The 21,706-nt window shown below is 54.3% G+C and carries 19 protein-coding genes; 13 read left to right on the top strand and 6 right to left on the bottom strand.

From position 1 onward, the window contains the following. The first annotated feature begins 387 nt into the window (after positions 1 to 387). Entirely contained in the window at positions 388 to 1,899 is a 1,512-nt protein-coding gene (locus B9Y90_RS04690) for an anion permease (RefSeq protein ID WP_085540377.1), read from the top strand. A 47-nt stretch (positions 1,900 to 1,946) separates the two neighbouring features. Here B9Y90_RS04690 and B9Y90_RS04685 read toward each other — a convergent pair whose 3' ends face one another. After that, positions 1,947 to 3,266, bottom strand: a complete 1,320-nt coding sequence (locus B9Y90_RS04685; RefSeq protein ID WP_085540376.1) for a J domain-containing protein — start codon at positions 3,264 to 3,266, stop codon at positions 1,947 to 1,949. A gap of 2 nt (positions 3,267 to 3,268) precedes the next feature. Continuing rightward, complete coding sequence (locus B9Y90_RS04680; RefSeq protein ID WP_085540375.1) at positions 3,269 to 4,969, bottom strand: molecular chaperone HscC; 1,701 nt, start codon at positions 4,967 to 4,969, stop codon at positions 3,269 to 3,271. A gap of 541 nt (positions 4,970 to 5,510) precedes the next feature. On the opposite strand from B9Y90_RS04680, the gene cyoA reads away from it, so the two are divergent. The 6 genes from cyoA to B9Y90_RS04650 all read left to right on the top strand — a co-directional run bounded on the left by cyoA (position 5,511) and on the right by B9Y90_RS04650 (position 11,819). Next, positions 5,511 to 6,473 (top strand): cytochrome o ubiquinol oxidase subunit II, encoded by a 963-nt coding sequence (gene cyoA / locus B9Y90_RS04675; protein ID WP_039290768.1) that lies wholly within the window; start codon positions 5,511 to 5,513, stop codon positions 6,471 to 6,473. 19 nt (positions 6,474 to 6,492) lie between these two features. Next, entirely contained in the window at positions 6,493 to 8,484 is a 1,992-nt protein-coding gene (cyoB, locus tag B9Y90_RS04670) for a cytochrome o ubiquinol oxidase subunit I (protein WP_039290766.1), read from the top strand. Continuing rightward, complete coding sequence (locus tag B9Y90_RS04665) at positions 8,474 to 9,082, top strand: cytochrome o ubiquinol oxidase subunit III (protein WP_008454595.1); 609 nt, start codon at positions 8,474 to 8,476, stop codon at positions 9,080 to 9,082. The genes cyoB and B9Y90_RS04665 overlap by 11 nt, the downstream gene beginning before the upstream one ends. Beyond that, positions 9,082 to 9,411 (top strand): cytochrome o ubiquinol oxidase subunit IV, encoded by a 330-nt coding sequence (locus B9Y90_RS04660; RefSeq protein WP_008454594.1) that lies wholly within the window; start codon positions 9,082 to 9,084, stop codon positions 9,409 to 9,411. The genes B9Y90_RS04665 and B9Y90_RS04660 overlap by 1 nt, the downstream gene beginning before the upstream one ends. An 11-nt stretch (positions 9,412 to 9,422) precedes the next feature. Further along, positions 9,423 to 10,310 carry a heme o synthase gene (gene cyoE / locus B9Y90_RS04655; RefSeq protein ID WP_008454592.1) on the top strand — a complete coding sequence of 296 codons (888 nt, stop codon included), beginning with the start codon at positions 9,423 to 9,425 and terminating at the stop codon, positions 10,308 to 10,310. A 147-nt stretch (positions 10,311 to 10,457) separates the two neighbouring features. Continuing rightward, positions 10,458 to 11,819: an MFS transporter gene (locus tag B9Y90_RS04650; RefSeq protein ID WP_085540374.1), complete on the top strand. Its 1,362-nt coding sequence runs from the start codon at positions 10,458 to 10,460 to the stop codon at positions 11,817 to 11,819. Between the two features lie 68 nt (positions 11,820 to 11,887). Here B9Y90_RS04650 and B9Y90_RS04645 read toward each other — a convergent pair whose 3' ends face one another. After that, positions 11,888 to 12,379: a YajQ family cyclic di-GMP-binding protein gene (locus B9Y90_RS04645; RefSeq protein ID WP_008454581.1), complete on the bottom strand. Its 492-nt coding sequence runs from the start codon at positions 12,377 to 12,379 to the stop codon at positions 11,888 to 11,890. 140 nt (positions 12,380 to 12,519) lie between these two features. On the opposite strand from B9Y90_RS04645, the gene panE reads away from it, so the two are divergent. Continuing rightward, entirely contained in the window at positions 12,520 to 13,437 is a 918-nt protein-coding gene (gene panE, locus B9Y90_RS04640; RefSeq protein ID WP_085540373.1) for a 2-dehydropantoate 2-reductase, read from the top strand. Beyond that, on the top strand, positions 13,397 to 13,993 hold the full coding sequence (yajL, locus tag B9Y90_RS04635; RefSeq protein ID WP_085540372.1) for a protein deglycase YajL: 597 nt from the start codon (positions 13,397 to 13,399) through the stop codon (positions 13,991 to 13,993). The genes panE and yajL overlap by 41 nt, the downstream gene beginning before the upstream one ends. Positions 13,994 to 14,165: 172 nt before the next feature. Here yajL and thiI read toward each other — a convergent pair whose 3' ends face one another. Then, complete coding sequence (gene thiI, locus B9Y90_RS04630; protein WP_008454575.1) at positions 14,166 to 15,614, bottom strand: tRNA uracil 4-sulfurtransferase ThiI; 1,449 nt, start codon at positions 15,612 to 15,614, stop codon at positions 14,166 to 14,168. Positions 15,615 to 15,835: 221 nt separating this feature from the next. On the opposite strand from thiI, the gene xseB reads away from it, so the two are divergent. Genes xseB through B9Y90_RS04610 form a run of 4 tightly spaced genes read left to right on the top strand, consistent with a single transcriptional unit; the run spans position 15,836 to position 19,905 of the window. After that, the gene (xseB, locus tag B9Y90_RS04625) at positions 15,836 to 16,078 is read left to right on the top strand and encodes an exodeoxyribonuclease VII small subunit (RefSeq protein ID WP_039290760.1); all 243 of its coding nucleotides are present in this window, start codon (positions 15,836 to 15,838) and stop codon (positions 16,076 to 16,078) included. A 1-nt stretch (position 16,079) separates the two neighbouring features. After that, positions 16,080 to 16,979, top strand: coding sequence for a (2E,6E)-farnesyl diphosphate synthase (gene ispA, locus B9Y90_RS04620; protein WP_039290758.1), 900 nt, complete (start codon positions 16,080 to 16,082; stop codon positions 16,977 to 16,979). A 29-nt stretch (positions 16,980 to 17,008) separates the two neighbouring features. Then, positions 17,009 to 18,871: a 1-deoxy-D-xylulose-5-phosphate synthase gene (gene dxs / locus B9Y90_RS04615; RefSeq protein WP_085540371.1), complete on the top strand. Its 1,863-nt coding sequence runs from the start codon at positions 17,009 to 17,011 to the stop codon at positions 18,869 to 18,871. 59 nt (positions 18,872 to 18,930) lie between these two features. Beyond that, positions 18,931 to 19,905 (top strand): aldo/keto reductase, encoded by a 975-nt coding sequence (locus B9Y90_RS04610; RefSeq protein ID WP_085540370.1) that lies wholly within the window; start codon positions 18,931 to 18,933, stop codon positions 19,903 to 19,905. 329 nt (positions 19,906 to 20,234) lie between these two features. Here the strand turns inward: B9Y90_RS04610 and thiL are convergent, their stop codons facing one another. Further along, complete coding sequence (thiL, locus tag B9Y90_RS04605; RefSeq protein ID WP_085540369.1) at positions 20,235 to 21,206, bottom strand: thiamine-phosphate kinase; 972 nt, start codon at positions 21,204 to 21,206, stop codon at positions 20,235 to 20,237. A gap of 63 nt (positions 21,207 to 21,269) precedes the next feature. Next, positions 21,270 to 21,689 carry a transcription antitermination factor NusB gene (nusB, locus tag B9Y90_RS04600; RefSeq protein ID WP_039290751.1) on the bottom strand — a complete coding sequence of 140 codons (420 nt, stop codon included), beginning with the start codon at positions 21,687 to 21,689 and terminating at the stop codon, positions 21,270 to 21,272. Positions 21,690 to 21,706 lie beyond the last annotated feature (17 nt).

Below are 21,706 nucleotides of genomic sequence, written 5' to 3'. Positions count from 1 at the left end.
AGGTTACGATTTGATCTTTAACCACCTAAAGACTATGGATATAAATGGAGCGAATTTTACAGCTAAATAAAATCGTTGGCTTTTTGCTATTCAGAAACCAAAATCAAATACCTGGCACGGCCAGTAGGAGCGCAAAAGAAGGGATAATATCCCATTGTTTCAGTATGATGAAGGATTCAAGAAACAATCGCTTATCACTCAATAAATATGAGGTTAAAGGGAGGCAGGGAGCAGGTGCGATGAGCGCTCAGATTTGCACCGGTTAAAAAAACTATCATGAATGCATAAAATTCTGCCTATAAAAGATGAGGTGGAAATAAAAGTCGGGAAACAGGTTTTGCAGGGAATATTAATCGAATTCATCATGATAACTTTAAGGCACAGGCTATGACTAACACCTCACCAATAAGCGCGACAGCGAAAGCATCGCCCCCGGACACCGGGAATAAAAAGCGCTTGATATTGCTATTTTTACCGATCCTTATCAGCATCATTATATTACTGCTTCCGGTTCCGGCCGGATTAGAGCCCTACGCATGGCACTTCTTTGCCGTCTTCGTCGGCGTGATTGTCGGGCTGATCTTCGAACCCTTACCAGGGGCCGTTATCGGGCTGACGGGCATCGTGGTTATCGCGCTGTTCAGCCAGTGGCTATTGTTTAGCCCGGCCGAGCTGGCAGATCCTAAATTTAAGCTGGCGAGCCAGTCCTTCCAGTGGGCGGTCAGCGGCTTTAGCAACTCCACCGTGTGGCTGATCTTCGGCGCATTTATGTTTGCCGCCGGCTACGACAAAACGCAGTTTGGCCGCCGTCTGGCGCTGATTCTGGTGAAGTACCTGGGTCGACGCAGCCTGACGCTGGGCTACGCGATCACCTTCGCCGACCTGCTGCTCGCCCCGTTCACGCCGTCTAACACAGCGCGCAGCGGGGGCACCATTTACCCGATTATTGCTAACCTGCCGCCGCTGTATGGCTCTCTGCCTAACGACCCAAGCTCGCGCAGAATTGGCTCTTACCTGATGTGGGTGGCGATAAGCGCCGCCTGTATCACCAGCTCGATGTTCCTCTCCGCGCTGGCACCGAACCTGCTGGCGCTGGCGCTGGTGAAAAGCATCATCGGCTTTGAGATCTCCTGGGGCATGTGGTTCCTTGCCTTCCTGCCGCTGGGCGTGTTGCTTATCCTGACCATGCCGCTGCTGGCCTACTGGTTCTACCCGCCGGAAGTGAAGGTGAATGACGAAGTGCCGAAGTGGGCAGCCGCAGAGCTGGAAAAACTGGGCAAACTGTCGCGCAATGAAATCCTGCTGCTGCTGTTCGTGTGTAGCGCCCTGTTGATGTGGATTTTTGCTGCGGCGTGGATTGAACCTGCGATGGCCGCCCTGCTGGTTATCGTGTTGATGCTGTGGACCGGGGTTCTGAACTGGAACGATATCATCAGCAATAAACCAGCCTGGAATACCTTCGCCTGGTTTGCCACCCTGGTGGCGCTGGCCGATGGCCTGGCGCGCGTGGGCTTTATTGCCTGGCTGGGTAAAGAAGGTGCCGCACTGCTGCACGGTTTCGACCCGCAGGTGTCGGCGGTGATGCTGCTGGTGGCGTTCTACCTGCTGCACTATCTGTTTGCCAGCACCACGGCGCACACCACCGCCCTGTTGCCGGCCACACTGACCATCGCCGCATCCATTCCGGGTATTAATATGCCGGTCTTCTGCCTGATGATGGTGACCTCGCTCGGCGTGATGGGGATCATCACCCCGTACGGCACTGGTCCAAGCCCGATTTACTACGGCAGCGGCTACCTGCCAACCAAAGATTACTGGCGAATGGGTACCATCTTTGGTGCCATCTTCCTGTGTTCGCTGATGCTTATCAGCTACCCGTGGATGGTGCTGATGTTCTGATGCACAACGTTTGATGCGAAAGCCCCCGGCATAAACCGGGGGCTTTTTTATTTTATGAAGTAGACCATTTGGATAATGATGCCGTAAAGCATGGGCAGCAACATCATGCCCAATAGATTCACCAGCGGAGGAAGCTGGCGAATAAATAAAACCGGGAACATCAGGACAACAACCACAATCCTGATAGGCAAGTTACGCCAATCGCCACGCCTTTGCCAAAGCGCCCATCCTACCGGGATAACAAGGAAGAGCAGGATAACCAGCGCCCGCATCGTTATAGCATCTTTACCCTGCCATGCGCTCGCCCCACGCCAGACGCTATAAAACGCTATCGCAAGAAGCAGTCCCGACGCCAGCCAGAAAAAAGTATGCACGCATTTGCTTGCCGCTCCACCGGATTCAAACCGGCGCTCAAAAAATGGATATCCCCAGAGAAAAGTCGCCACGACGCCCAGCATGACGCCAGACTGAAGCGCGGCTTTCGGTGACTCATGGCCCACTAACCAGGCTGTGTATCCCCAGAAAAGTACGGCGATGATGGCTCCCCAGCTTAGTGCCAGGGTTGGTTTATGCAGCACATCAAGGAGTGAAGGATTAAGGCGCTCCAACAATGCGGGCGACTGCTGGCGTAACTCCCCTACTTGCTTCGCAAGTTGCGACAGCAGATCGGGTATCAGCCTCACCCACCATGAAATCACCATCCCCTTTTCCGTCAGCAAGCGCCATTTCAACTGCCCATAACGACTGCCGCCATATTGCCGAGCCAGATACTGCCAGTAGTTTTCCCGATTCGTTATGTCAATCTGCTGCTCGAGGGCATGCATTAGCCAGTCGGGTAGCTGAGATGAGCGATAGCTGTCAATTTGCCAGTCCATCACCGCTGAAACTTCATTTAACAGGCTGCGGTTGAGCCACTTCTGCTCGCTTAGCGCTTCAGCGAGCATCAGGCTAAACGCATGTCTGGCTTCAAGCGCATCGGGGATTTCATTATCAAGGTAACAGTGCAGTGCCCCCAATCCCTCAAGCTCATCCTTGATTAACAAGGTCGAAATTGACTGCGCCTGTTCCCAGAGTTCATTTTTGCTCCAGAGTGTTTGTGGCTGAGGTGTCTGCTCCTGCATCAGTTGTCGAACATAATCCACCATAGGCGTAGGCTCGGGTTTATCCGGGAGACTCTCATCTTCGTCGTTCAGAATGACCGCCGAACTGGCATAGCGCTTGGCGCTATCAAACGCCTCGCGCAACGCCTGAAAGCCCTTCGGATCTTTGTCCGGACGCCGCAACTTTAACTCGCGGGCATAAGCCCGGCGGATTTCGTTTTCATCAGTTGTAGGCTCAATGCCCAGCACATCCCATATTGTCGCCATGTTTACAGTCCGTCGTTAAGCTGGTCTAACACCCGGCGCAGTTCATCCCGCGCGGCAGCAATAGCGCGCAGGTCCTGGCGATCCAGCGCCTGTTCAAACTGCGTAGCGTAATGATCGATAATCTGGCGTCTTTCACCCAAGGTTTGCTCATAGCGTTTTGCCGCTTCGGCAGCCAGCTGGCGATTTTCTGGCACATCCCTGGGATGCTGTTTGAGGGCGTCCAGCTGTTTTAAGCGGTTTGCAATATCTTCAGTACTGAGGGTTCCCGGCGCTTTTTCAATCACCATTGTCGACGCGGTTTGCTCGCCGCTTACCTTACATTCCACTTCCAGAATGCCGTCGAGGGTATAGGTGAAACGCACATCCACGCTAACCTCACCCGCTTTACGGGCCGGGATATTTATCGACATGCTATCCAGCAACAGGTTGTCGCTCACTTTGCGCGACTCCCCCTGGTAGACCTCAATATCGATCTTCCGCTGGTTATCATTTACGGTGCTGAAAGTCTGCATCACGCTAACCGGTACGAAGGCGTTGCGCTCAATCAGCGGCGAGAAAAAGCCTGCTTCTATTTTGTCCCCATGACTGCGGGCGACTTCGATCCCCAGTGAATACGGCATCACATCGGTAAGCACCACATCGTCCAGCGCTTTATCTTCCGCGATAAGCCCGGCCTGGACGCCAGCGCCCAGCGCCACCACTTCGTCAGGATTCAGTTCGTTGCGCGGGAAACGCCCAAACATACGGGTCACCAGTTGGCGAACCAGCGGCATTCTCGTTGCGCCGCCCACCAGAATAACGTGATCGAGTTGCGCAACGTCAAACTGTGCATCCTGTAACGCCTGAACCACTGGTTTTTTCAGCCGGGATAGCAGCGCACTGCAGCACATCTGGAAGGCCTCTTCGGTCAGCTCCCATTCATATGCCTCACTGCCGTACTCCAGCTTCGCAGTGGCTTTTTCCTGACTGCTGAGCTGTTGTTTTAGCGATTCGGCCTGGCGGGTCAGTTCTGCGGCAAACGCTGGATCATCAAGCGTCAGTTGAGAATAATGGCTCAGCATCCACTGACGCAGGGCCTCGGTAAAATCATCGCCTCCCAGCCAGGCATCACCGCTGCTGGCCCGGACTTCAATCACCCCTTCGAACATATCGACAATGGAGACATCAAACGTCCCACCGCCTAAGTCGAAGACCAGGAATTTCTGCTCACGGCTGTCGGCAAGCCCGTAGGCCAGCGCAGCTGCCGTGGGCTCATTAAGAAGACGCTCAACCTCCAGCCCGGCCATCTGCCCTGCGGCTTTCACCGCTTTGCGCTGGGTATCGTTGAAATAAGCCGGCACGGTAATGGCCGCGCGCGTGACGCTGCAGCCAAGCGCGACTTCGGCATCCGCTTTTAATTTTCTCAGCACTAACGCGGAAAGCTCTTCAGCACGAAATGACTGCTGGCCCAGGGTGAAAACTTTATCGGTACCCATATAGCGCTTGAAACTGGCGACCGTTAGATGAGGATGGCTAACCAGTCGGGCCTTTGCTGCTTCGCCAACCAGCAGGTGCCCTTCGTCGTCCAGCCCGACCACGGAAGGCGTTAAACGCTCACCGCTGCGGCCCAGGATTAACGCAGTCCCCGAGTCACTAAACCAGGCCACGGCGCTATTGGACGTGCCGAGATCGATGCCAATAATGGGTGATGTGTATCCTGTCATTGCCTTATCCCTGGGAAGTGTGATGGATATTCAACGGGTTTAATCCCGACGAATGCATCGATGTTTTTCATTAAGATGAAGTAATTAATACCGGGCAGTTACTTTTATTGTCTATTAATTACCCAGGTCGTTAAGTGTTACCGCCGAGGACTATTTATCGTAATTAAATACAGTTTTCTTTAATTACTTTGTTCAATAAGCATTAAAAGATTATCCTTAACGATTCAGCCCGGTGCGAAATTAATATTTGTTGGAAACATGTGACAAATGCTGCCGCATTGTTAATTAAATGTATTTTAATTTGACTGGTTATACTCATTTCCCCGGACTATTTCCGCCAACATAGGTTTTCGTTATAACCTGCGGCCCCGCGCACCAACGCTAGATTTTACAGTTTGTTGCATTCTGTGTGACATCGTCGGCAGAACCCGGTAACACCCTACTGACACTGAGCCATTCATGTTTACAGTAATGTAACCTTCCCGTAAAATGCCGGCACACTTTAAACGACAATAGAGCTCCCTGGAATTGAGGTCGTTAAATGAGACTCAGGAAATACAATAAAAGTTTGGGATGGTTGTCATTAATCGCAGGCGCTTTTTTACTCAGTGGCTGTGATTCTGCACTCCTGGATCCCAAAGGACAGATCGGACTGGAACAACGTTCACTGATACTGACGGCCATCGGCCTGATGTTGATTGTCGTTATCCCTGCAATTGCAATGGCTATCGGTTTTGCCTGGAAATATCGGGCATCTAACAAGGACGCCAAATACAGCCCTAACTGGTCGCACTCGAACAAAGTGGAAGCTGTAGTCTGGACGATTCCTATCCTTATCGTTATCTTCCTCGCGGTACTGACCTGGAAAACCACCCACTCGCTTGAACCTAGCCGCCCGCTGGAACATGAAGCGAAGCCGGTGACCATCGAAGTTATCGCCATGGACTGGAAGTGGTTCTTCATCTATCCGGAGCAAGGTATCGCTACGGTGAATGAAATTGCCTTCCCAGCCAATACCCCAGTGGAATTCAAAATCACCTCTAACTCGGTGATGAACTCCTTCTTTATTCCGCGCCTGGGTAGCCAAATCTACGCAATGGCAGGTATGCAGACCAAACTGCACCTGATTGCAGATGAAGCCGGCACCTACGACGGTATTTCGTCAAACTACAGCGGTAAAGGTTTCTCCGGCATGAAGTTCAAGGCTATCGCCACGCCGGACATGGACACCTTTAACCAATGGGTGGCTAAAGCGAAACAGTCTCCAGAAGTCATGAACGATATGGCGACCTACGAGAAACTGGCCGCGCCAAGCGAATACAACAAAGTCGAATACTTCTCCAGTGTTAAACCTGATTTGTTTAAAGACGTTATTAACAAATTTATGGGACACGGGAGCATGCACATGGCCAAGCCGGAAGGTGAACAGGCTTCCCATGACGATATGAAAGGCATGGAAGGTATGGAAGGCATGGACATGAGTCACGCGGAAACCTCTCACTAAGGGGCCGAGGAATAATACGATGTTCGGAAAACTTACACTGGATGCAATCCCGTACCATGAGCCAATTGTCATGGTTACGGTTGCGGCAATCATCGTCGGGGGACTGGCGCTGCTTGCGGCTATCACTTACTTCGGTAAGTGGGAATATTTATGGAAAGAGTGGCTAACCTCCGTTGACCACAAACGCCTCGGCGTGATGTACGTTATTCTTGCTATCGTCATGCTGCTGCGCGGCTTTGCCGATGCAGTAATGATGCGTAGCCAGCAGGTGCTGGCCTCGGCCGGCGAAGCAGGCTTCCTGCCGCCTCACCACTACGATCAGATCTTTACCGCCCACGGCGTTATCATGATCTTCTTCGTGGCGATGCCTTTTGTTATCGGCCTGATGAACATCGTTGTGCCTTTACAGATTGGCGCGCGTGACGTTGCCTTCCCGTTCCTGAACAACCTGAGCTTCTGGTTCACCGTTGTCGGCGTGGTGCTGGTTAACATCTCCCTTGGGGTGGGCGAATTCGCTCAGACCGGCTGGGTGGCTTATCCTCCGCTATCGGGGATTGAGTACAGTCCGGGCGTCGGGGTCGATTACTGGATCTGGAGTCTCCAGCTATCCGGTATCGGTACGACACTGACCGGTATTAACTTCTTCGTGACCATTCTGAACATGCGTACCCCAGGTATGACTATGTTCAAAATGCCGGTGTTTACCTGGGCTTCGCTGTGTACTAACGTACTGATTATCGCCGCGTTCCCAATCTTCACCGTGACCGTCGCGCTGCTGACCCTTGACCGCTACCTTGGCACCCATTTCTTTACCAACGATATGGGTGGCAACATGATGATGTACATCAACCTCATCTGGGCATGGGGCCACCCGGAAGTTTATATTCTGGTGCTGCCGGTGTTTGGTGTGTTCTCTGAGGTGGTTGCAACCTTCTCTAAAAAGCGTCTGTTCGGTTACACCTCTCTGGTGTGGGCGACTATCGCGATTACCGTTCTGTCGTTCATCGTTTGGCTGCACCACTTCTTCACCATGGGCAGCGGGGCGAACGTAAACGCCTTCTTCGGTATTGCCACTATGATTATCGCCATCCCGACCGGGGTGAAGATCTTCAACTGGCTGTTCACCATGTATCAGGGCCGTATCGTCTTTAACTCCGCGATGCTGTGGACCATTGGCTTCATCGTCACCTTCTCTATCGGTGGGATGACCGGTGTTCTGCTGGCGGTACCGGGCGCGGACTTCGTGCTGCACAACAGCCTGTTCCTGATTGCACACTTCCACAACGTTATCATCGGCGGCGTGGTCTTCGGTTGCTTCGCAGGTCTGACCTACTGGTGGCCAAAAGCGTTCGGCTTCACGCTGAACGAAACCTGGGGCAAACGCGCCTTCTGGTTCTGGATTATCGGTTTCTTCGTGGCATTTATGCCGCTGTACGTGCTGGGCTTCATGGGCATGACCCGTCGTCTGAGCCAGCAGATCGATCCACAGTTCCACACCCTGCTGGTTGTTGCAGCCTGTGGTGCGGCGCTGATCGCTCTGGGCATTCTGTGCCAGCTGATTCAGTTCTACGTTTCTATCCGTGACCGCGAGCAGAACCGCGATCTGACCGGTGACCCGTGGGGTGGCCGTACGCTGGAGTGGGCAACTTCTTCCCCACCTCCGTTCTATAACTTCGCCCACCTGCCGCACGTTCACGAACGTGATGCATTCTGGGAGATGAAAGAGAAAGGTGAAGCGTACAAGCAGCCTGCGCACTATGAAGAGATTCATATGCCGCGCAACAGCGCAGCCGGTATCATCATCGCTGCATTCAGCACCGTGTTTGGCTTTGCCATGATCTGGCACATCTGGTGGCTGGCGATTGTTGGCTTTGCCGGCATCGTTATCACCTGGATTGCGAAAAGCTTCGACGAAGATGTGGATTACTATGTTCCGGTGGCTGAAGTCGAAAAACTGGAAAATCAGCATTTCGAAGAACTCACCAAAGCAGGGCTGAAAAATGGCAACTGAGACTGTAAATAACGCCCACGCCGCGGAGCACGGGCACCACGATGCGGGAACCAATAAGGTCTTTGGTTTCTGGATCTACCTGATGAGCGACTGCATTCTGTTCTGTTGCTTGTTCGCGACCTATGCCGTTCTGGTGAACGGCACCGCAGGTGGCCCGGCAGGGAAAGACATCTTCGAACTGCCGTTCGTGGCCGTTGAAACTGCCCTGCTGCTGGTGAGCTCCATCACCTACGGCATGGCGATCATTGCCATGAACAAAGGCAACAAAAGCCAGGTTATCTCCTGGCTGGCGCTGACCTTCCTGTGCGGTGCAGGCTTCGTTGGGATGGAAATTTATGAATTCCATCACCTGATCAAAGAAGGCTTCGGCCCGGATCGCAGCGGCTTCCTGTCAGCGTTCTTCGCGCTGGTCGGTACCCACGGTCTGCACGTAACTTCCGGTCTGGTGTGGATGGCATTCATGATGATTCATGTTTCCCGTCGCGGCCTGACCAGCACCAACCGTGCGCGTCTGATGTGCCTGAGCCTGTTCTGGCACTTCCTTGACGTGGTTTGGATTTGCGTATTCTCTGTAGTCTATCTGATGGGGGCAATGTAATGAGTCATTCAACTGAACATAGCGGCGCCCACCACGGTAGCGTGAAGACCTACATGACAGGTTTTATCCTGTCTATCATCCTGACGGCTATCCCGTTCTGGATTGTAATGGAAGGCACGGCCTCTCACGGCACTATGCTGGCCGTGATCCTGGTGACTGCAGTCGTCCAGATTCTGGTGCACCTCGTGTGCTTCCTGCATCTGAACACCTCTTCGAGTGAGCGCTGGAACCTGGTGGCCTTTGCCTTTACGGTGCTGATTATTGCCATTCTGGTGATTGGCTCGATCTGGATTATGTGGAACCTCAACCTGAACATGATGGTTCACTAAGAGCGGCATGTATGATTAAGCAATACCTGCAAGTAACGAAACCAGGAATTATTTTCGGTAATTTAATTTCTGTCATTGGGGGATTTTTACTGGCCTCGAAGGGCAGCATTAATTACCCACTGTTCCTCTATACGCTGGTTGGCGTATCACTGGTGGTCGCATCAGGTTGTGTTTACAACAACTTTATCGACCGCGACATCGACCAGAAAATGGAGAGAACGAAAAATCGGGTGCTGGTTAAAGGCCTGATTTCACCGAAAATTTCGCTGGTGTACGCCACCGTGTTGGGTATTGCTGGCTTCATGCTGCTGTGGTTTGGTGCTAATCCGCTGGCGATGTGGCTGGCCGTGATGGGCTTCGTGGTGTATGTCGGGGTCTATAGCCTCTACATGAAACGCCACTCGGTCTACGGCACGCTCATTGGCAGCCTGTCCGGTGCGGCTCCTCCGGTTATAGGCTACTGCGCCGTGACCAACGAGTTCGACACCGGCGCCGCTATCCTGCTGGCTATCTTTAGCCTGTGGCAGATGCCGCACTCCTATGCGATTGCCATCTTCCGCTTTAAAGATTACCAGGCCGCTAATATTCCGGTTCTGCCGGTGGTAAAAGGCATTTCCGTCGCCAAGAACCACATCACGCTGTACATCATCGCTTTTGCGGTGGCAACGCTGATGCTTTCTCTTGGCGGCTATGCCGGATACAAATACCTGATCGTCGCCGCGGCGGTCAGCGTCTGGTGGCTGGGCATGGCGCTGCGGGGCTATAAAGTGGAAGACGATAAGGTCTGGGCGCGCAAGCTGTTCATCTTCTCTATCGTGGCCATTACCTCGCTAAGCGTCATGATGTCGGTCGATTTTATGGTGCCAGATTCACATAATCTGCTGACTTACGTCTGGTAAGTCGCGAAAAGCATAAAAGGGCACCTCGGTGCCCTTTTTTATCAGTATCATCAAAGCACCTGCCCTGTAATATCTGCTAAATAACTAACGATTTACCCTCCCCTGCCCTCGCACTACACTAAGGCCGACTTTTTATCTGAGGTGGTAATGAACGATTACAAAATGACGCCCGTCGAGCTGCGTGCGACGTGGGGTTTAGGCACTGTATTTTCCCTGCGTATGCTGGGTATGTTTATGGTATTGCCGGTTCTTACCACCTGGGGTATGGCGCTGCAGGGCGCAAGCGAAGCGCTCATTGGCCTGGCAATCGGGATTTATGGCCTGGCGCAGGCTGTCTTCCAGATCCCTTTCGGCCTGCTTTCTGACCGTATTGGCCGCAAGCCGCTTATCGTTGGCGGGCTGGCCATCTTTGTACTCGGCAGCGTGATTGCCGCTCTGAGCGACTCCATTTGGGGCGTCATTTTAGGCCGTGCGCTGCAGGGTTCTGGCGCAATCGCCGCCGCTGTCATGGCGCTACTCTCCGATCTAACCCGTGAACAGAACCGAACGAAAGCGATGGCGTTTATCGGCGTCAGTTTCGGGGTAACGTTCGCCATCGCGATGGTGCTCGGCCCGATCATTACTCAGGCACTTGGCCTGCAGGCTCTGTTCTGGATGATTGCCGTCTTAGCCACCTGCGGCATTCTGATCACTCTTTGTGTAGTGCCTAATACCAAAACGCATGTGCTTAACCGCGAGTCGGGGATGGTCAAAGGCTGCTTCCGCAAGGTGATGATGGAGCCGAAGCTGCTTAAGCTGAATTTCGGCATCATGTGTCTGCATATCATGCTGATGTCCACTTTTGTCGCCCTGCCGGGCCAGCTTGAACAGGCGGGCTTCCCGGCGGCTCAGCACTGGAAAGTCTATCTCTGTACCATGCTGATTTCGTTTGTTTCGGTCGTACCTTTCATTATTTATGCCGAAGTTAAACGCCGCATGAAGCACGTCTTTGTAGGCTGCGTAGCGGTGCTTTTGATTGCCGAGATCGTGCTCTGGGGCGCGGGCCCGCACTTCTGGGATTTGGTGATTGGCGTGCAGCTTTTCTTCCTCGCCTTCAACCTGATGGAAGCGATTCTGCCTTCACTTATCAGCAAAGAATCCCCGGCAGGCTACAAAGGCACCGCTATGGGCATCTATTCCACCAGCCAGTTTATTGGCGTGGCCATCGGTGGGTCGCTTGGCGGCTGGCTGAACGGGCTGTTTGATTCGCAAACCGTCTTCCTGGCAGGCGCGGTGCTGGCGATGGTCTGGCTGTTCGTCAGTTGGACAATGCAGGAGCCACCTTACGTCAGCAGCCTGCGTATTGAACTGCCAGAAAGCAGTGCGAACGACGAGCATTTACGTGAAAGGCTACTGGCTCAGCCAGGCGTGAGTGAAGCGAACATCATTCCGGAAGAACGCAGCGCGTATGTGAAAATCGACAGCAAGCTGACGAACAGATATGAGATTGAGCAGGTGGTGAAAGGGTAGAACATCCCTCACCTGATGCGGTGAGGGATTAAGCAGCATCCCCTCTCTTTTTAAGGAGAGGGCATAGATCAGTCGCGGAAATTCTTAAACTGGAACGGTTGCCCCAGATTGCCGCCACGAATCAGCGCCATTACAGCCTGTAAATCATCGCGAGCTTTACCCGTCACGCGGATCTCTTCGCCCTGAATCTGGGTCTGAACCTTCAGCTTGCTGTCTTTAATCAGCTTAATGATTTTCTTAGCAACGCTTGCTTCAATACCCTGTTTCAGCTTAGCTTCCACGCTCCAGGTTTTGCCGCTGTGAACAAACTCTTCAGGCACATCAATAGAGCTGCCTTCGATGCCGCGCTTAAGCAGCTTGGCGCGCAGGATATCCAGCAACTGATTTACCTGGAAGTCGGATTCGCTGGCAACTTTGATGGTCTGATTTTTTTCATTCAGCTCAAAGCTTGCCGGTACGTTACGGAAGTCAAAACGGGTCGCCAGCTCGCGCTCGGCGTTCTCTACCGCGTTGTTCACTTCCTGCAGGTCGATTTCAGAAACGATATCAAAAGATGGCATGTGTTTTCTCCCTCTCTGGTTTGCGTTGCATAATACCCGCTGGGCTGCGCAAAACAACCTGTTAAAGAGCCGGAAAGCCGATAACGCTATAATAGAAAGTAAGTTTAGCATTCGCGTAGTGTGCGAATGGGGAGGCAATAATGAAAATCACCGTGCTGGGTTGCGGTGCGCTGGGTCAGCTCTGGTTGACCGCACTTCACAAGCAAGGGCATGAGCTTCAGGGCTGGCTGCGGGTGCCGCAGCCGTATTGCCACGTCAATCTGCTCGATAACACCGATGGCAGCGTCTTTAACGAGTCCTTCACGGCTAACGATCCTGAATTTCTCGCCACCAGCGATCTCCTGCTCGTGACGCTCAAAGCGTGGCAGGTTTCCGATGCCGTGCGCACTTTGGCAGCCCAACTGCCTTCGAGCTGCCCGATATTGCTACTGCATAACGGGATGGGCACGCTGGATGAGCTAAACGGCCTGCCTCAGCCTTTGTTACTCGGGCTAACCACTCAGGCCGCCAAAAGAGACGGAAATGTGATTGTTCACGTTGCTTCCGGCATCACTCACGTTGGCCCAGGGAACGCTAAAGCCAGCGACTTCAGCTACCTTGCAGATACACTCCATGCCGCGCTGCCCGATGTGGCCTGGCACAACAATATCCAGCCGGCGAGCTGGAACAAACTCGCGGTAAACTGCGCGATAAACCCGCTGACCGCGCTGTACAACTGCACTAACGGCGATCTCAAAAATCATCTTGATGAGGTGACCAGCATTTGTGAAGAAGTGGCCCAGGTAATGACGCGCGAGGGGCACCATACCTCGCCCGAAAATCTGCTGGATTATATTGAGCAGGTGATTGAAAGCACGGCAGAAAACACCTCATCGATGCTGCAGGACATCCGTCTGGAGCGCCACACGGAAATTGACTATATCACCGGCTACCTGCTGCGCAGAGCGAGAGCTCACGGCGTTCCTGTGCCGGTGAATGCCCGGCTCTATGAGCAGGTTAAACGTAAGGAGAATGAATATGAGCGCACGAGCGCTGGTCTGCCTGGCACCTGGCACTGAAGAGACCGAAGCGGTTACCACTATCGATCTGCTGGTCCGCGCCGGGATCAAGGTCACGACGGCAAGCGTCGCCCCCGACGGCAACCTGAAAATTGTTTGCTCACGCGGCGTGAAATTACTGGCGGATGCACCGCTAGTTGAAGTGGCCGACGGCGATTTTGATATCGTGGTGCTCCCCGGTGGCCTGAAAGGTGCCGAATGCTTCCGCGACAGCCCGCTGTTGGTCGAGACCGTGCGTCAGTTTCATCTGTCGGGCAGAATCGTGGCCGCCATTTGCGCGGCGGCGGGCACTGTTCTGGTCCCGCACGAGCTGTTCCCGATAGGTAACATGACCGGTTTCCCAAGCCTGAAGGATACTATTCCCGAAGGGCAATGGCAGGATAAACGCGTCGTCTGGGATCCACGAGTTAACCTGCTCACCAGCCAGGGGCCGGGAACCGCGATTGATTTTGCACTGAAGATTATTGATTTGCTGGTAAGCCGCGAAAAGGCTCATGAAGTGTCGCAGCAGCTGGTGCTGGCGGCGGGGATTTATAGCTTCAGGGATTACCAGTAAGGGCCCCTCACCCTAACCCTCTCCCCAAAGGGGCGAGGGAACCAGGACGGCGCACTCCCTCTCCTTTCGAGAAATCGAGCTAACCAGAACTCTCTCCCTTTTAGAGAGAGAACGCTCCCCCTGAATTCTCCCTCTCCCTTTTAGGGAGAGGGCCGAGGTGAGGGTCAGTCCTTTACGGGCGGTAAACCTTAATATTCTTAAAGCCCTGCTCACTCAAATACAGCGCCTGCAGGCGGCTCATCACGCCGCGCTCACACCACAGCAGGTAAGTTTTGCTCTGGTCGAGATCGCCGAACTTGGTGCTCAGCTTGTAGAACGGCAGCGCCACAACCTCAACGCCTTCCAGCGCAAAAGGTTTCTCATCGACTTCGTCGTTGGAGCGAATGTCCAGCAATACCTCGTTGGCGCCAAACGCATTAACCGTTTCGACTTCCACAACGTCCTGCTTCGTCTGGGTCGCAATATCGCGGATATCGATATTGGTCGCCTCGGCAACCACGCGATCCAGAATCGAGAAGTCAAACTTCTGCTCTTCTTCCTCAATCTTCGCCTTCACCGCTTTCACGGTCGGGCTTTTCGAGATCACGCCGCAGTATTCTGGCATGGTGCGAGCGAAATCAGCGGTACCGATTTCACGGGCCAGATCGATAATGTGTTCTTTGTCGTGGGAGATCAGCGGGCGCAGGATCAGCGTATCGGAAACATTGTCGATCAGGCGCAGGTTAGTCAGCGTCTGGCTGGACACCTGGCCTAACGCTTCGCCGGTCACCAGAGCCTGAACGCCGTAGCGCTCGGCAACCTGAGAGGCGGCACGCACAAACATACGTTTCAGCACCACGCCCATCTGCCCGTCTTCGACTTTCTCCAGGATCTCGCCGACCACTGGCTCAAAGTTAATGGCAACAAAGCGCACGCGGTGAGAGCTGCCGAAGCGGTTCCACAGATAATGCGCCACCTGCTTCACGCCGATTTCATGAGCAGCCCCGCCCAAGTTAAAGAAGCAATAATGCACGCGACAGCCGCGACGCATCAGCATGTAGCTGGACACGCCGGAGTCGAAGCCACCGGAAATCAACGACAGCACGTCTTCCTGAGTCCCGATAGGGAAACCGCCGATGCCTTCGTAGCGGCCTTTAACCAGCAGCAGGCGATCGTTTTCGATCTCAAGATTAACCGTCACATCCGGATCGTTGAGCTTAACGCGAGCGGATTCGATGTGCTGATTCAGGCCGCCCCCAACGTAGCGCTCAACTTCAATGGAGCTAAATTCGTGTTTGCCACGGCGTTTGACGCGCACGCAGAAGCTCTTACCTTCCAGTTTGTCGCGATACAGCTCTAACGCCTGCTCAAAGATGTTGTGCATGTCGGTGTACGGCACATCTTCAACTTCAAGAATGTGGTGGATACCCGGAATGCGGGTCAGCGCTTCACGAATGGCGATACGCTGGTTTTCATCTTTGGCGCGAACTTCAATGTTGTCCCAGTGGCGAACAACCGCCAGGCTCTCATCGTAGTGTTTTAAAACGTTACGAATATTCCCGGTGAGCATCTTAATAAAGCGTATGCGCACAGATTGACTCTTGATGGTGATTTCCGGGAACAATTTAATGATAAACTTCATGGCGGTAAGGGTTCGTTTAGTCAGCCGGGCTGGCTGCGCAGCACGCGGGCGTAGAAAGAAGTACTTGCAGCGGCGTCATGCCACCTGCATCCGAGGCGCGCAAGTATATCACCATCCCACAAAGACTGCGCACCTTAACCGACTTGTACGAGCTAGCTTGATAATCACATTGACTCCGCTACCATGTCGGCGTCGAATTAAAACAGAGTCAGACATTCACCATGCCGAAAAAAACCGAATCTCCGGCCAGCTTCGAAACCGCACTGGTCGAACTGGAGCAAATAGTTACTCGTCTGGAAAGCGGCGATCTCGCCCTTGAAGAGGCGTTAAACGAATTTGAGCGCGGCGTGCAGCTGGCTCGCCAGGGGCAAGTGAAACTCCAGCAGGCAGAGCAGCGCGTACAGATCTTACTGAGCGACAGCGAAGACGCCCCTCTGACTCCCTTTACCCCGGACGCCGAGTAATATGGATTTTAACCAACAGCTTCAGGCCCACGTTGTACGGGTTAACGACGCTATTGCGCGCTTTCTGGCGCCGCTGCCGTTTCAGAACAGTCCACTGGTTGAAGCGATGCACTATGGCGCACTATTGGGCGGTAAACGCCTGCGTCCGTTCCTGGTGTACGCTACCGGTGAAATGTTTGGCGTCGCCGATGAAGCACTCGATGCCCCTGCCGCGGCAGTGGAATGCATTCACGCCTATTCGCTGATTCACGATGACTTACCGGCCATGGATAACGACGATTTACGTCGTGGCCAGCCGACCTGCCACATTAAATTTGGCGAAGAAAATGCCATTCTGGCCGGAGATGCCTTGCAAACGCTGGCGTTTTCTATACTGAGTGATGCGCCGATGCCCGGCGTTGATATTGCCGATCGCTTAGCTATGGTTTCAGAACTCGCTACCGCCAGCGGCGTGGCAGGCATGTGTGGCGGCCAGGCGCTGGATTTAGAAGCCGAAGGCAAGCAAGTTGACCTGGCTTCCCTGGAGCGTATTCACCGCCATAAAACCGGGGCATTGATTCGCGCCGCTGTTCGCCTGGGCGCGCTGAGTGCCGGTGAAGCAGGCCGAAAAGCCCTGCCGATTCTGGACCGCTATGCTGCAAGCATCGGCCTCGCTTTCCAGGTTCAGGATGACATTCTGGACGTTGTCGGCGATACCGCCACGATAGGCAAACGCCAGGGCGCCGATCAGCAACTGGGCAAAAGTACCTATCCGGCGCTGCTGGGGCTTGAACAGGCGCAGGCAAAAGCGCAGGATCTCTATCAGGAAGCACTGCAGGCTCTGGCCGAACTTTCTGAGCTGTCGCTGAACACAGCGGCACTGGAAGCGTTAGCAAACTACATTATCCACCGTGATAAATAACGTATAACAACGATGAGTTTAGATTTCTGATGAGTTTTGATATCGCCAAATACCCGACCCTCGCTCTGGTGGATGCCAGCCCGGATCTGCGAGTGCTGCCTAAAGAGAGCTTGCCTAAGCTTTGCGATGAGCTACGCCGTTATCTGCTCGACAGCGTAAGCCGCTCCAGCGGGCACTTTGCCTCCGGTCTCGGCACGGTCGAACTGACCGTGGCGCTGCACTACGTCTATAACACGCCGTTTGATCAACTCATCTGGGACGTTGGCCACCAGGCCTATCCGCACAAAATTCTGACCGGCCGCCGCGACAAAATTGGCACTATTCGCCAAAAAGGTGGCCTGCATCCGTTCCCGTGGCGCGCGGAAAGCGAGTATGACGTGCTGAGCGTGGGCCACTCTTCCACCTCCATTAGCGCAGGTATCGGGATCGCCGTTGCCGCTGAAAAGGAAGGGAAAGACCGTAAAACCGTCTGTGTGATTGGCGATGGCGCAATCACCGCCGGGATGGCCTTCGAAGCGATGAACCATGCCGGCGATATTCGCCCGGACATGCTGGTCGTACTGAACGACAACGAAATGTCGATTTCCGAGAACGTCGGCGCGCTGAACAATCATCTGGCGCAGCTGCTTTCCGGCAAGCTTTACTCCACGCTGCGCGAAGGCGGCAAGAAAGTCTTCTCCGGCGTACCGCCGATTAAAGAGCTACTGAAGCGCACCGAAGAGCACATCAAAGGCATGGTGGTGCCAGGCACGCTGTTTGAAGAACTCGGCTTTAACTACATCGGGCCTATCGACGGCCACGATGTGATTGGCCTGGTCAATACGCTGAAGAATATGCGCAGCCTGAAAGGCCCGCAGTTCCTGCATATCATGACCAAAAAGGGGCGCGGCTACGCCCCTGCGGAAAAAGATCCGATCAGCTTCCACGCGGTACCGAAGTTCGATCCTCAGAGCGGCACGCTGCCGAAAAGCACTGGCGGCCTGCCGAGCTATTCGAAGATTTTCGGCAACTGGCTGTGCGAAACCGCAGCCCACGATGACAAACTGATGGCCATTACGCCTGCCATGCGTGAAGGCTCCGGCATGGTGGAATTTTCGCGCCAGTATCCTGACCAGTACTTTGACGTAGCGATTGCCGAGCAGCACGCGGTGACCTTCGCAGCGGGCCTGGCGATTGGCGGCTATAAGCCAGTGGTTGCGATCTACTCCACCTTCCTGCAGCGCGCTTACGACCAGGTGATTCACGACGTAGCGATTCAGAAGCTGCCGGTGATGTTTGCCATCGATCGCGCAGGCATTGTCGGCGCTGACGGCCAGACGCACCAGGGCGCTTTTGATATCTCCTTCCTGCGCTGCATCCCGGACATGGTTATCATGACCCCAAGCGACGAAAACGAATGCCGCCAGATGCTGCATACCGGTTACCACTACAGCGCAGGCCCAAGCGCCGTGCGTTACCCGCGTGGGACCGGAACCGGCGCTGAGCTGGAACCGCTCGCGGAGCTGCCAATAGGTAAAGGCGTTGTGAAACGCGAAGGCGAAAAAATTGCGCTGCTCAACTTCGGTACTTTGATGCCGGAAGCCGCCGCGGCAGCCGAAGCGCTGAATGCCACGCTGGTCGATATGCGTTTTGTTAAGCCACTGGATGAAGCCCTGATTCTCGAACTTGCCGCCAGCCACGACTCTTTGGTAACGATTGAAGAGAACGCTATTATGGGCGGGGCAGGTAGCGGCGTGAACGAAGTGCTGATGGCACATCGCAAACCGGTTCCCGTGCTTAACCTCGGCCTGCCTGATTTCTTCATTCCTCAGGGCACTCAGGAAGAAGCGCGCGCGGCAATCGGCCTTGATGCGGCCGGGATCGAAGCTAAGATCCGGAGCTGGCTCAACTAATCCCCCTTATTGCTCCTGCTATGCTTAATAGATATTCCTACATAAGCAGGAGCGATATCGTGCAATACAATCCTTTAGGTACCACCGACCTTAACGTCTCCCGCCTTTGCCTCGGCTGTATGACCTTTGGCGAACCGAACCGCGGCAGCCATGCCTGGACGCTTCCCGAAGAGAGCAGCCGGGAAATAATCCGCCACGCGCTGGAAAAAGGGATCAACTTCTTCGATACCTCAAATAACTACTCCGACGGCAGCAGCGAAGAGATTTTAGGCCGCGCGCTGCGCGACTTCGCTCGCCGCCAGGACGTCGTGGTTGCCACGAAGGTTTATAACAAAGTTGGCGATCTGCCTCAGGGACTCTCCCGCCCACAGATCCTGCGTTCGATTGACGACAGTCTGAAGCGACTCGGCACCGACTACGTCGATTTGCTGCAAATCCACCGCTGGGACTACAGCACGCCTATTGAAGAGACGCTAGAGGCACTTAACGACGTGGTTAAAGCCGGGAAAGCACGCTATATCGGCGCCTCTTCAATGCGCAGCGATCAGTTCGCTCAAGCTCTCGCCCTGCAGTCTCAAGAAGGCTGGGCAAGATTCGTTACCATGCAGGATCACTACAACCTGATTTACCGTGAAGAAGAGCTGGAGATGTTCCCGCTTTGCTACAAAGAAAAAATTGCGGTGATCCCCTGGAGCCCGCTCGCACGCGGCAAGCTGACTCGCCCTTGGGGAGACACCACGGCACGATCAGTCTCGGATGAAGTGGGAAAATCGCTGTACCAGACCAATAACGAAAATGACGCGCTTATCGCCGAGCGGTTGGCAAACATCGCCGCGGATAAGGGCGTTTCACGCGCGCAGGTAGCACTGGCCTGGCTGCTCAGCAAACCGGGTATTGCCGCGCCGGTTGTCGGGCCTTCACGCCAGGAGCAACTGGACGACCTGCTTGGTGCGGTAGATTTAACGTTGAAGTCTGAGGAAATTGCCGAGCTGGAGACGCCGTATCAGCGGCATCCGGTGGCGGGATATAAATAATTACCCTCACCCCGGCCCTCTCCCATAGGGAGAGGGGGGAAACCGTTCCCGCCTTTAAGTCCCCTTATATTGAAGAACGAGAGGAGACTTTATTATTTTGGCTCCCTCTCCCTTTTAGGGAGAGGTGGAAACCGTTCCCGCCTTTAAGTCCCCTTCTCTTGAAGACCGAGAGGAGACTTTATTGTTTTGGCTCCCTCTCCCTTTTAGGGAGAGGGGGAAACCGTTCCCGCCTTTAAGTCCCCTTCTCTTGAAGACCGAGAGGAAATTTTATTGTTTTGGCCCCCTCTCCCTTTTAGGGAGAGGGTTGGGGTGAGGGTAATGATCAGCCACTACGAAAAGTGATCGTAACCCTTCATCTCCAGCGTCACCGGCTTCCCTTCGCGGGTAAACTGTAACCCTTCCGACGCAGAAACAATCTGCCCGATACAGGTATAAGGCACGCCCAGATTGCCGATAGCCACGTCCAGTGCGCCACGGTTTAGCTCCGGCACGGTGAAGCACAGCTCATAGTCTTCGCCGCCGGACATCGCCCATTTCAGCGCCTGCTCTGGTTCAACATGCTCGCGCAACGCTTCGGAATACGGCAGCAAATCGAGATCGATACGCGCCCCGCACTCGCTGGCCTTCAGGATATGGCCGAGGTCGGAAATCAGACCGTCAGAAAGATCGATAGCGCTGTTGGCCAGATCGCGCAACGCCTGACCGTGTAAAACGCGCGGCGTTGGGCGCAGATGTCGCTTAAGCAGATAATCCGCATGCTGTGCATTCGCAACCTGCAGACGCTGCTGCAGAATTGCCAGACCCGCCGCGCTGTCGCCCGGCGTACCGGTGACATAGATCCAGTCCCCGGCTTTGGCACCGCTGCGCTTGAGCGCCCGTCCGGCAGGGATCATGCCGTGGATGCCCAGCGTCAGGGAAAGCGGACCGCGGGTTGTGTCGCCGCCAATCAGCTGCATATCGTAATAATCCAGCTGTTCGAACAGGCTGTCGCTGAATGCCTCCAGCCACACTTCATCCACTTCCGGGAGCGTTATCGCAAGCGTTAACCAGGCCGGATCTGCGCCCATTGCGGCCAGATCGCTTAAATTCACCGCCAGCGCCTTGTAACCCAAATCCCGCGGATCGATATCCGGCAGGAAGTGATTACCGCTCACTAACGTATCGGTGCTGATTGCCAGCAGTTGTTTTTCGGGTACCGACAGCAACGCACAGTCGTCGCCAATACCGGCTTCCACATCACGACGAGAACTTGTAACGCGATCGAAGTAACGGGCAATCAGGGAAAACTCACCGCATGCCATGCGTGATACCTCAGGAATGTCAGTTGCAGGAAAAAAGAAGGCCGGGAAAACCCGGCCAGGAGATTACTTCTTGTGGGGACGGATAGCTGGAGCGGCTTTGTCGAGAACGCCGTTAACGAATTTGTGGCTATCTTCGGCGCCGAAGGTTTTCGCCAGCTCAATCGCTTCGTTGATGGCCACTTTGTACGGCACATCATCACGTTTGGACAGTTCAAACAGCGCAATGCGCAGTACCGCTTTTTCCACCTGGCCCAGCTCTTCAAGCAGACGGGACAGGTAAGGCTTCATCAGCCCATCCAGATACGCGCTGTTAGTAGCTACGCCGCTCAGCAGCTCGCGGAAGTAGACAACGTCAACGTCTTTGACGTCCTGTTCCGCCAGGAACTGGTATTCGACATCAGAGATGTCGTTTTTAGACAACTGCCAGGAGTAGAGCGCCTGGACGGCACACTCACGGGCGCGGCGACGAGCAGCAGGTTTCACGGATTTCCCCTTACAAA

This window comes from Cedecea sp. NFIX57, assembly GCF_900177785.1.
Lineage (GTDB): Bacteria > Pseudomonadota > Gammaproteobacteria > Enterobacterales > Enterobacteriaceae > Cedecea > Cedecea neteri_C.
This window is presented reverse-complemented; position numbering and strand designations above follow the sequence as displayed.